Source organism: Streptomyces sp. NPDC050433 (genome assembly GCF_044458565.1).
Classification (GTDB): domain Bacteria; phylum Actinomycetota; class Actinomycetes; order Streptomycetales; family Streptomycetaceae; genus Streptomyces.
Genome location: NZ_JBITIB010000037.1, coordinates 1 through 12,412, shown reverse-complemented (window position 1 = coordinate 12,412; position 12,412 = coordinate 1). Strand labels below are relative to the sequence as shown.

Below are 12,412 nucleotides of genomic sequence, written 5' to 3'. Positions count from 1 at the left end.
GTCCGCAGCCGCTCTTCGCTGCTCATGACGTGTGCCTTCCCTCGGAGATCGCGATCTTGTCGAGGACGTCGAACAACTCGTCGTCGGAGGCCTCGGCGGCATCGACCATCGACGCCACCCCGGTCCCCGCCGACCGGGTCTCGAATCTGCGGACGAGTTCTCGCAGCCGGCCCACCAGCCGCTCCGAACCGTCGCCGTCTCCCTCGGCCAGGGCGGGGATGGCCCGTTCGATCCGGTCCACATCGTCGAGCAGGGACTCCGCGAGGCTCTTTTCCTCTGGCGTCAACCGGAGCCGCAGCTGGCGGGCGAGCTCGGTGGGACTGGGGTAGTCGAAAACCATGGTGGCCGGTAGTCGTAGCCCGGTTACGGCGGTGAGCCGGTTGCGCAGTTCCACCGCGGTCAGCGAGTCGAAGCCCAGATCACGGAAGGCCGCGTCCGCATCGACAGCGTCGGCCGCGGCGTGCCCCAGGACGGTCGCCGCCTGGACACGTACCAACTCCAGCACCAATGCCTGGCGCTCCTCGACGGGCGACGCGGCCAGCCGGACGGCCAGCTCACCCCCACCGGCCGGGGCCGCGGCGGCGGCCCGGCGTGCTGACCCTCCGACCAGGCCGCGCAACAGCGGGCCGGCGCTTCCGGCCGCCCGCATACCGGCCACATCCAGCCGAGCCGCCACCACCAACGGGCGTTCGAGACGCGTCGCAGCGTCGAACAATGCCAGGCCCTGCTCATCGGACAGCGCCCGGACCCCGGTCCTGGCCAACCTGGCGAGATCCATCTCGTCCAGCGCCCCGGTCATTCCCGAGCTCCGCTCCCACAGTCCCCACGCCAGCGACTGCCCGGTCAACCCGGCGGAACGCCGGAACTGCGCCAGCGCGTCCAGTGCGGCGTTCGCAGCCGCGTAGCTCCCCTGCCCGGCCGAGCCGAGCGTGGCCGCCGCGGAAGAATACACCACGAACAGCCCGAGGTCCTTGTCGCGGGTCAGCTCGTGCAGATGCCATGCCGCGTCGACTTTCGCCCGCAGCACCAAGGCCAGCCGCTCCGGGGTCAGCGATTCGATGGTCGCGTCGTCGAGAACACCGGCGGAATGTACGACGCCAGCCACCGGAAACTCCGCAGGCACCGCGTCCAGCACCTCGGCCAGCGCTGCCCGATCAGACACATCGCACGCTTGGATCGACACCCGCGCGCCCAACTCGTGAAGTTCCTCGGTTAGTTCGTCCGCCCCTGGGGCTTCCGCGCCTCGCCGGGACAGCAGCAGCAGGTGCTCAACCCGGTGGTCGGTGACCAGGTGACGGGCCAGCAGCGCGCCCAGGCCACCGGTGCCCCCGGTGATCACCACTGTGCCCCGCCGGTCCAGGCTCACCGGCAGCCGGAGCACCACCTTGCCCACGTTCCGCCCGGTCTGCAGGTGACGCAGGCCGTCCACGGCCGCGGCCGTCTCGAACACGGTCAGCGGCAGCGGCTCCAGGTCCCCGGAGCCGAACAGGTCCACGATCTCGGCCAGCATCTGGCCGATCCGCTCCGGACCCGCCTCCATCAGATCGAAGGCCCGGTACGCAGCGCCGCGATGCCCGGCCGCGATCGCAGCCGCGTCCCGTACGTCGGTCTTGCCCATCTCGACGAACCGGCCGCCCGGCGCGAGCAGGTGCAGTGAAGCGTCCACGAACTCCCCGGCGAGGGAGTTCAGGACCACGTCAACGCCTTGCCCCTCGGTGGCAGCCAGGAATTCGTCACGGAAGTCCAGGTCGCGCGAGGACGCCAGGTGGGTCTCGTCGAACCCCTGCTCACGCAGTACCGGCCATTTCCCGGTACTGGCGGTGCCGTAGACGTCCAGGCCCCAGGACCGGGCGAGTTGAACCGCTGCCATACCCACGCCGCCAGCCGCGGCATGAATCAGGATCCGCTGACCGTGCTGCACCTCAGCCAGGTCCCGCAACGCGTAGAACGCGGTCAGGAAAACGATCGGCACCGACGCCGCCCGAGTGAACGCCCACCCCTCCGGAACCTTCGCCACCAACCGATGATCAGTCACCGCCAACGGACCCAACGCACCCGCGAAAACGCCGAACACCCGGTCACCGACCGCCAGTCCGGTCACATCCTCGGCGACTTCGACCACCACACCGGCCGCTTCACCACCCATCACCGCGTCGGGGTCGGGATACAGGCCGAGGCCGACCATCACGTCCCGGAAATTCAACCCGGCTGCGCGCACACCGACTCGGATCTGACCGGACGCCAACGGCGCCACGGCGGACGGGCTGTCCAGCACCGCCAGATCGTCGAGGCTGCCCCGCTCAGGCACGTCCAGCCGCCAGCCCAGCCGCTCCCGGCCGGGCACCACCAACTGCCCGGTCGCCCGCACCAGACGCCGCACCTGCAACACACCGGCACGGAGCGCCAGTTCCGGCTCACCACTGCCCACCACCGCGGGCAGTACGGCGTCGAGGCTGGTGTCCGCTTCGAGGTCGAGGAGGATGAAGCGACCGGGATTCTCCGACTGCGCGGAACGCACGAGGCCGGTCACCGCGGCGGCGGCAAGGTCGCTGCCGTCGGTGGCGCCTCGGGTGAGGAGCAGCAGTTGGGAGTCCTCGGTTGCCGGGTCGGCCAGCCAGGTTTTCAGCCAGTCCAGCACCGTGGCCGTCACCGTGTGGACCGACTCCGGACCCTCGCCGGTCCCGGTTGGGACCTGAGCCACCACCAGGGCGGGTACCTCACTCCCGACCTGGCCGTGCCAGGTCCAGTCGACCGCTTCGGTGGTGCTGCTCTCCGGCTCGGCGAGCGGTTCCCAGTCCACTCCGAACAGCGACCGTGCCGTCTCCCCCGCCGCTGACGCGGCCGGGTCGGTGGTGACCGGTCGCAGCATCAGCGAGTCGGCACTGAACACCGGCTGCCCTGCCGGATCGAAAGCCGTAACCGCGACGCCGCCGTCCTCACGATGCGACAACCGGACACGCAACACCGACGCACCCGTCGCGTGCAACTGCACACCACTCCACGCGAACGGCAGGGTCACCCCATCACCAGCCTGGTGCGAGGCCGTCAACCCGATGGGGTGCAAGGCAGCGTCAAGCAACGCCGGGTGTATCCCGAACCCGTCCACATTGGTCCGCTCGGGCAGAGCCACCTCGGCGAACACTTCTGTGTCCGTCTGCCAGACCGCGCGGACACCCTGGAAGACCGGCCCGTAGCCGTAACCGTTCTCGGCCATGCGCTCATACACGCCGTCCACCGGCACCACACGTACACCCGCCGGAGGCCAGACTCCGGCCCACACCGGCACTTGGCCGGCCTGCACGCCCAGCACCCCATCGGCATGCTGAACCCACTCATCCTCATCATCAGCGCGGGAGAAGACCCCGACGCCTCGATGACCATGATCATCGGGCTCGGCGACCCGCACCTGAACCTGCACGCCACCCTGCTCGGGCAACAACAGCGGGGCCTGCAACGTCAGTTCGTCCACCACCGGGCAACCGACACGGTCACCGGCGTGCACGGCCAGATCCACCATGGCCGTACCGGGCAGCAGCACGGAGCCAAGAACCGCGTGATCAGCCAGCCACGGATACGCGGACAGAGACAACCGCCCAGTCAGAACCACCCCATCCCCACCGGCCAGCGTCACGACGGCGCCAAGCAACGGATGACCCGACTCACCCTGCCCAAGCGCCCGCACATCACCTGACCTCGCGCCTGCCGCCGAGGGCCAATACCGCTCCCGCTGGAAGGCGTACGTCGGCAGGTCCATGACGCGGCCCGCGTCACCGAGCTGTGTGGTCCAGTCGACGTTCCCGCCGGCGACGTGAACACCTGCCAGGGACCGCAACCACCGACCCCGGCCACCGTCATCACGACGCAGCGTGCCCGTCACCGTCAGACCCTCACTGGCCTGCTCAACGGCCATCGCCAGTACCGGATGCGCACTGACCTCGACAAAGGTGCGGTGCCCGGCGTGCACGAGCGTTTCGATCACCTCGGCGAAACGCACCCGCTCACGAAGGTTCCGATACCAGTAGCGGCCGTCAAGCCCGGCCGTATCGACAACCTCCGCGTCCACCGTGGAATGGAGCGGTATGCCCCCGCTCGCCGGGGTGAGGCCGGCCAGATCAGCAGCCAACTGCTCCTCGACCGCCTCCACCTGAGCCGAATGCGACGCGTAGTCGACAGCGATCCGCCGCACACCCTCACCGGAATGCCGGGCGACGAACTCGTCACACGCCGCCACAGAGCCCGAGACCACCACCTGCCCCGGACCGTTCACCGCAGCCACGGAGAGACCACCGGCCCACGGGCCAATCCACTCCTCAACCTGCGCGAGCGCAGCAGGAACCGACACCATCCCCCCAGAGCCCGCCAACCCCACAATCGCCCGACTCCGCAACACCACCACCCGAGCGCCGTCCTCCAGCGACAGACCACCAGCCACCGTCGCAGCGGCGATCTCCCCCTGCGAATGACCCACCACAACGGCAGGCGACACACCGGCCGAGCGCCACAGCCCGGCGAGGGACACCATCACCGCCCACGACACCGGCTGCACCACATCAACCCGCCCCAGCAACCCCACATCACCCAAAGCATCACGCAACGACCAGTCCACCAACGGCCCCAACGCCGCCCCACACCGCTCCATCCACTCCGCAAACACCGGCTCCGAATCCCACAACTCCAGACCCATCCCCACCCACTGCGCACCCTGACCCGGAAACACAAACACCGGCCCCGACGCAGCCGGCCCCGCCGTACCACGAACCACCGCCGTGGAAGTCTCCAAATCCCGCAACGCAGTCACAAACCCGCGTACGTCCTCCGCCACCACCACCGCACGATGGTCGAAGGCCGAACGCGTCGTGGCCAATGAACGCCCCACCAGCACCGGATCAACCCTCGGCTGGTCAGCGACCCACCGGCCGAGCCGGGCGGCCTGCTCCTGAAGGGCCTGCGACGACTTGGCCGACAGCAACCAGGGCACCGCCCCACCGGTAGCCTCTTCCGGCTCCACGTCCGCTACCGATTCAGGTTCTTCGAGAATCAGATGCGCGTTCGTGCCCGAGATACCGAACGACGACACACCCGCGCGACGGGGATGACCATTGACCTCCCAAGGCACCGCCTCGGTCAGCAACTCCACCGCACCCGCCGACCAGTCCACATGCGACGACGGCGCATCCACATGCAACGTCCGCGGCAGGACACCGTGCTGCATCGACAGAATCATCTTCATGATCCCCGCCACACCAGCAGCAGCCTGGGTATGACCGAGGTTGGACTTCACCGACCCCAGCCACAACGGCCGACCCTCCGGCCGCCCCTGGCCATAAGTAGCCAGCAACGCCTGCGCCTCGATCGGATCACCGAGCGTCGTCCCCGTGCCGTGAGCCTCGACGACGTCCACCTCGGAGGCAGCGAGCCGCGCACTGGCCAACGCCGCCCGGATCACCCGCTGCTGCGAAGGACCATTCGGCGCCGTCAGACCGTTCGACGCGCCATCCTGATTCACCGCACTCCCACGCAACACCGCCAACACCCGATGCCCACGCCGACGCGCATCAGACAACCGCTCAAGAACCAGAACCCCGGCACCCTCACCCCAGCTGGTTCCGTCTGCTGCGTCGGCGAAGGGTTTGCACCGGCCGTCAGCTGCCAAACCGCCCTGCCGCGAAAACTCCGTGAACACCCCTGGGGTCGCCATCACCGTGACACCACCGGCAAGCGCCATCGAGCACTCACCGGACCGCAGCGCCTGGGCCGCCAGATGCACCGTCACCAACGACGACGAACACGCCGTGTCCACCGTGACAGCCGGACCTTCCAAGCCCAACGTGTAAGCGATCCGACCGGAAGCCACACTCCCCGAATTACCGGTACCGCTGAACCCGTCACTGTCGGCCGGGTTCAAAGCCGTCTGAGCCATGTAGTCGTGGTACATCAAGCCGACGTACACACCGGTATCCGAGCCACGCAGGGAATCCGGCACAATCCCCGCCCGCTCAAGCGCTTCCCACGCCGTCTCCAGAACGATCCGCTGCTGCGGATCCATCCCAACCGCCTCACGCGGCGAAATACCAAAGAAGCCCGCGTCGAACTCCGCCGCCCCCAACAAGAACCCACCGTGCTTGGTGTAACTCGTACCAGCACGAAGCCGATCCGGGTCATAAAGACCCTCCACATCCCAACCCCGATCAGACGGAAACTCCGCCACCCCCTCACCACCAGCCGCCAGCAACTCCCACAACGCCTCCGGCGAATCCACCCCACCCGGAAAACGACACCCCATCCCCACAATCGCAATCGGCTCATCCAACGCACCGGTCACCACGGGCGCCACCACATCCGAAGCACCGGTACCAGTCCCGAAAAGCTCCGCCACCACAAACTCAGCCAGCACAGACGCCGTCGGATAATCGAAGACCAACGTCGCCGGCAACCGGAGATCCGTTACGGCCCCGAGCCGATTACGCAACTCCACCGCCGTCAGCGAATCAAAGCCCAGATCACGGAACGCCGCATCAGCATCAACGCTTTCGCCAGCGGTGTGGCCCAGAACAGTGGCCACCTGCTCACGCACCAACTCCAGTACCACCGACTGACGTTCACCCACCGGCAGGGCCGCCAACCGGCAGGCCAACTCACCACCACCAACCGAGGCGGTAGCCGCAGCACGCCGCCCCGAACCACCGGTCAATGCCCGCAGCAGCGGTCCCGCAGTCCCGGCGGCGCGCATCCCCGCCAGGTCCAGCCGGGCCGCCACCACCAGCGGCCGGTCCAGGCACACCGCAGTGTCGAACAGTTCCAGTCCTTGCGCGTCGGACAGGGCCCGAACCCCGGCGCGGCTCAGCCGTGCCATATCGACCTCGTCCAACGCCCCGGTCATCCCCGAGCTTTTCTCCCACAACCCCCACGCCAACGACTGCCCGACCAGCCCAGCGGATACCCGCTGCTGCACCAGAGCGTCCAACGCGGCGTTCGCCGCCGCGTAACTCCCCTGACCCGCCGAACCCAACGTCGCCGCAGCCGAGGAGTACACCACGAACAGATCCAGATCCAGATCCGCGGTCAGCTCATGCAAATGCCACGCCGCGTCGACTTTTGCCCGCAACACCGCAGCCAGCCGATCCGGCGTCAACGACTCCACCACCGCGTCGTCCAACACACCAGCCGCATGCACCACACCCACCAACGGATGCTCGGCAGGCACGTTGTCGAGCACCGCCGCCACCGCACCACGATCAGACACATCACACGCCACGATCGACACCCGCGAGCCCAACTCAGCCGCCAGCTCAACCGCCCCAGGAGCATCCATGCCCCGCCGCGACAACAGCACCAGATGCCCAACCTCGTAAGAGGCCACCAGATGCCGGGCCAACAACGCACCCAAACCACCCGTCCCCCCGGTGATCACCACCGTGCCCTCGGCCAGCCGATCCGGTGCCACCACGGCCTGCCTGCCACCTGCGGCCCGCACCAGACGCCGCACCACCAACTCTCCGGCACGTAGGGCGAGTTCAGGTTCCCCACTGGCCACCACCGCAGGCAGGAGACCTTCGAGATCGGTGTGGAGGTCAGTGTCGAGATCGGTGTCGAGGAGGATGAAGCGGCCAGGGTGCTCCGACTGAGCCGAACGCACCAGCCCGGTCACCGCAGCGGCGGCCACGTCGCTCCCGTCGGTGGCACCCTGGGTGAGCAGCAGCAACCGGGAACCCTCAGTAGCCGGGTCGGCCAGCCAGGTCTGCAACCAGCCCAGCACCGTGGCCGTCACCTCGAGGACCGCCTCCAGACCGGCGCCGGTACCGACTCGGGCCGCCACCACCGCGGGCAACTCTCCTGCGACCTCGCCGTGCCAGGCCCACTCCACCGACGTGGCTGGGGAGTCGGCCAGCGGCAGCCAGTCCACTCCGAACAACGACCGATCCGTGTCCCGGGCCCCGGCGAAAGCCCGGTCGATGGTCACCGGCCGCAGCATCAACGAGTCGGCACTGAACACCGGTTGCCCAGCCGGATCGAACACCGCGACCGCGACCCCGCCGTCCTCGCGCCGGGACAATCGCACACGCAGCATCGTCGCGCCCGTGGCGTGCAAACGCGCGCCACTCCAGGCGAAGGGCATCCTGACCTCGCCCCCACCGGGTTCATGAGCGAGAGCGGTCAGACCGATCGGGTGCAGGGCAGCATCCAGCAGCGCCGGGTGCACGCCGAAACCGTCGACCTCAATCTCCTCGGGCAACACGACTTCCGCGAAGACTTCGGTGTCTGCTTGCCAGACTGCTCGAACACCCTGGAACACCGGCCCGTAGCCATAACCCTCCTCGGCCAGGCGCTGATACTCACCGTCCACGGACATCTGCTGCGCGTCGGGCGGGGGCCAGGTGCCGGTCCACACCGGAGCCGGGATGTCCTGTGGGCTCAGCACACCATCGGCATGCTGAGCCCACTCGTCGTCATCGTCGGTACGGGAGAAGATCCCGACCGCCCTGCGCCCCTGCTCGTCGGGCTCAGCGACGCGAACCTGAACCTGCACCCCACCCCGCTCAGGCAACAACAGCGGAGCCTGCAACGTCAGTTCCTCCACCACCGGACACCCGACACGATCACCCGCATGCACCGCCAGATCCACAAACGCCGTCCCCGGCAACAACACCGAACCCAGCACCGCATGATCAGCCAGCCACGGATACGCGGACAGCGACAACCGCCCGGTCAACACCACCGCGTCTCCGCCGGCCAAAGCCACCACCGCACCCAGCAACCCATGACCCGACTCACCCAGCCCCAACGCCCGCACATCACCCACCCGAGAGACCACCGCAGGCCAGAACCGCTCACGCTGGAAGGCATACGTCGGCAACGACACCCCACCCGAACCCCGAGCACCCAACAACGCCGTCCAGTCCACACCGGCCCCATGGACATGCACCCCAGCCACCGCCGTCACCAACGTCTCCGCCTCATCACGATCGGCCCGCAACGCCGGCAACCACACACCACCCCCCACACCCGCCATCGCACTCAACGACCCAGCCGGCCCCGCCTCCAAGAACAGACCCGCCCCCTGCTCCCGCAGGCTCAACACCATGTCGTGGAAACGCACCGTGTCCCGCACATGCCGCACCCAGTACGCAGGATCGGTCACCTCCGCACCAGCGGTACCCGATGCCACCGGGATCTCGGGCTCGCGCCACGAGACCTGCTTGAGCGCCTGCTCGAACTGCGCCAGCATCGGCTCCATCAACGGCGAATGGAAGGCATGACTGACCCTCAACCGCCGGGCCTTGCCACCTCGATCACGCCATCGCTGCGCCAGTTCGTCCACCACGTCCTCAGCACCGGAAATCACCGTCGACTCCGGACCGTTGACCGCCGCGAGCCCAACCAGCGGGTGCCCAGCAATCAGCTCCAGCGCCTCAGCCTCACCCGCCGACAACGCCACCATCGCCCCACCAGCCGGCAACTCCTGCATCAACCGACCCCGAGCCACAACCACCGCAGCCGCATCCGCCAGATCCCACACACCCGCAATGTGCGCAGCACTCAACTCACCAATCGAATGCCCCGCCACCCACTCCGGCACCACACCCCACGACGAAATCAACCGGAACAACGCCACCTGCACCGCAAACAACCCAGCCTGCGTGAACACGGTCTCGTTCAGCAGATCCGAGTCGTTGTTGATCACATCCTTGATCGGACGCGGCAAATGCCGATCCAGCTCCCCACACACCTCATCAAACGCCTCAGCGAACACCGGGAACGACGCATACAACTCCGAACCCATACCCAACCGTTGACTGCCCTGACCCGAAAACACCACCGCCAACCGCCCAGAACCCACCGACCCGCTCACCACACCCACACCCGACCGACCCTCGGCCAACCCCTGCACACCCTCCACCAAAGCCTGCCGACCCCGACCCAACACCACCGCCCGATGCTCAAACACCGACCGGTCCGTAGCCAGCGAACGCCCAGTCAGTCCGAGGTTGATTTCCGGCTGTTCAGTCGCCCAACTGGCCAGCCGCGCCGCTTGCTCGCGCAGTGCCTGCGGCGACTTGGCCGACAGCAGCCAGGGCACCATCCCACCCGGAGCCTCATCCGGCTCCGTCGCCGACACCAGCTCGGGTTCGGCTTCCTCCAGGATCAAATGGGCGTTCGTTCCGGAGATACCGAACGACGAAACGCCCGCCCGGCGCGGACGCCCATCCGTCTCCCACGGCACAGGATCGGTCAGCAACTCCACCGCACCGGCCGACCAGTCCACATGCGACGACGGCGCATCCACATGCAACGTCCGCGGCAGAACACCGTGCCGCATCGCGAGCACCATCTTGATGATCCCGGCCACACCAGCAGCCGCCTGCGTATGACCGATGTTCGACTTCACCGACCCCAGTCGCAGCGGCCGATCCGCCGGCCGATCCTGCCCATAGGTCGCCAGCAGCGCCTCCGCCTCGATCGGGTCACCCAGCCGAGTCCCGGTGCCGTGAGCTTCGACCACATCGATTTCGGCCGGGGACAACCTGGCGCTTGTCAGCGCAGCTCGAATCACCCGCTGCTGAGCCGGTCCGTTCGGCGCCGTCAAACCATTCGACGCACCATCCTGATTCACCGCACTCCCACGCAACACCGCCAACACCCGATGCCCACGCTTCCGCGCATCAGACAACCGCTCAAGAACCAGAACCCCGGCACCCTCACCCCAACCCGTCCCATCCGCAGCATCCGCGAACGGCTTACAACGCCCATCAGCAGCCAACCCACCCTGACGCGAAAACTCCGCGAACACACCAGGCGTCGACAACACCGTCACACCACCCGCAAGCGCCATCGAACACTCACCAGAACGCAACGCCTGCGCAGCCAAATGCACCGCCACCAGTGAAGCCGAACATGCCGTGTCCACGGTCACCGCAGGGCCTTCCAGGCCCAGCGTGTAGGACAAGCGGCCGGACATCACGCTCACCGCGTTGCCGGTCAGCAGATGCCCCTCGCCGCTGGTCCGCCCATCGGCGGCTATCGCGGCGTAGTCCTGGCCATTGGTCCCCAAATACACACCGGTCGCGCTGCCCCGCAACGAGTCGGGCGCGATCCCGGACTGCTCCAGCGCCTCCCATGCCGTCTCCAGCGCGAGACGCTGCTGCGGATCCATCGCAACCGCCTCACGCGGCGAAATACCAAAGAACCCCGCATCGAACTCGGTCGCATCGGCAACGAATCCGCCGATGCGGGCGTAGCCGGGGCCAGCCTGATCGGACTCGGCATCCCAACCTCGGTCCTCCGGGAACGCGACAAGGCCGTCTTCGCCCGCAGCGAGCATCCGCCAGAAGTCATCAGGGTTCCGCACGTTCCCGGGGAACCGACAGCCGATCCCGACGATCGCGACGGGTTCGTGTTCGCCTGCCTCGACCTGGCGGAGACGTTCGCGTGTCTCATGCAGATCCACCGTGAGCCGTCGGAGGTATCCGAGGAGCTTTTCATCATTTGTCATCGCAGCTACAACACCAATCCGAGTGGAACGAACACCTGCGAGATCTGCTTATGACAATCCGAGATCGTTCTCGATGAATTCGAGAATTTCGTCGCGGTCGGCAATGTTGAGCTTTTCGGCGAGCGCCGACGTTCCATTCCCATGCGGTTTTTCCAGGCTGGCCGCGAGTCCTCGAATCCTGGCGACGAGTGTCGTACGTAGTTCGCTGTCGGCATCCAGCGCGGCCAGCCGAGACTGGAGTGTGTCGAACTGCGCGAGAAGTGGCAGTTCCTCCGCGGGTTCACCCTGGACGAGTTCGCCGAGGAGGTGTTCGGAAAGCGCGGCGGGAGTCGGGTGATCGAACACAAGCCCGGCCGGCAGCGACAGACCTGTCACCGTCGCCAGTCGATTACGCAACTCGACCGCGGTCAACGAGTCGAACCCCAGCGAGCGGAACGCAGCGCCCTCGGCGACCCTCCCCGCACCGGCATGACCGAGCACCACTGCGGCCTGCTCGCGTACCATCGCCAGCGCCATCGACGCCCTGCGGCCCGCCGAGGCACCGCGCAGGCCCTTCACCCACGAAGAGTCCTGGTCGGCCCGGTCCGCGACGCTCGCCTGCGCGTCAGGCAGATCCGTCAGCCACGCGCCACCACCGGCGCCCAACTCCAGTACGCGGCCCCAGTCCACGTCGGCGACCGCCAAGTAGCCTTCGTCCAGGGCGTGTTCCAGAGCCGTGACCGCAACCGCCGGATCCATCGCCCCGACACCGGCGCGACGATGACGAGACTGGACCAACTCGGTATCGGCGAGTCCCGAGCCGGCCCAGGCACCCCATGCCACCGAGACCATCGGCGCACCCTGCGCCCGCCGCATCTGCGCATAAGCGTCCAGGAACCCATTGGCCGCCGCATAGTTGCCCTGCCCCGGCGAACCCAGCAA

General features: G+C 67.7%; 1 protein-coding gene and 1 pseudogene. Both read right to left on the bottom strand.

Annotated features, from left to right (window positions below):
• Positions 1 to 22 precede the first annotated feature (22 nt).
• Positions 23 to 11,485 (bottom strand): annotated as a pseudogene (locus tag ACIBLA_RS32920) (SDR family NAD(P)-dependent oxidoreductase); the annotation flags it as partial.
• Between the two features lie 54 nt (positions 11,486 to 11,539).
• On the bottom strand, positions 11,540 to 12,412 hold an 873-nt coding region (locus ACIBLA_RS32915; protein WP_399200751.1), incomplete at its 5' end, for a phosphopantetheine-binding protein.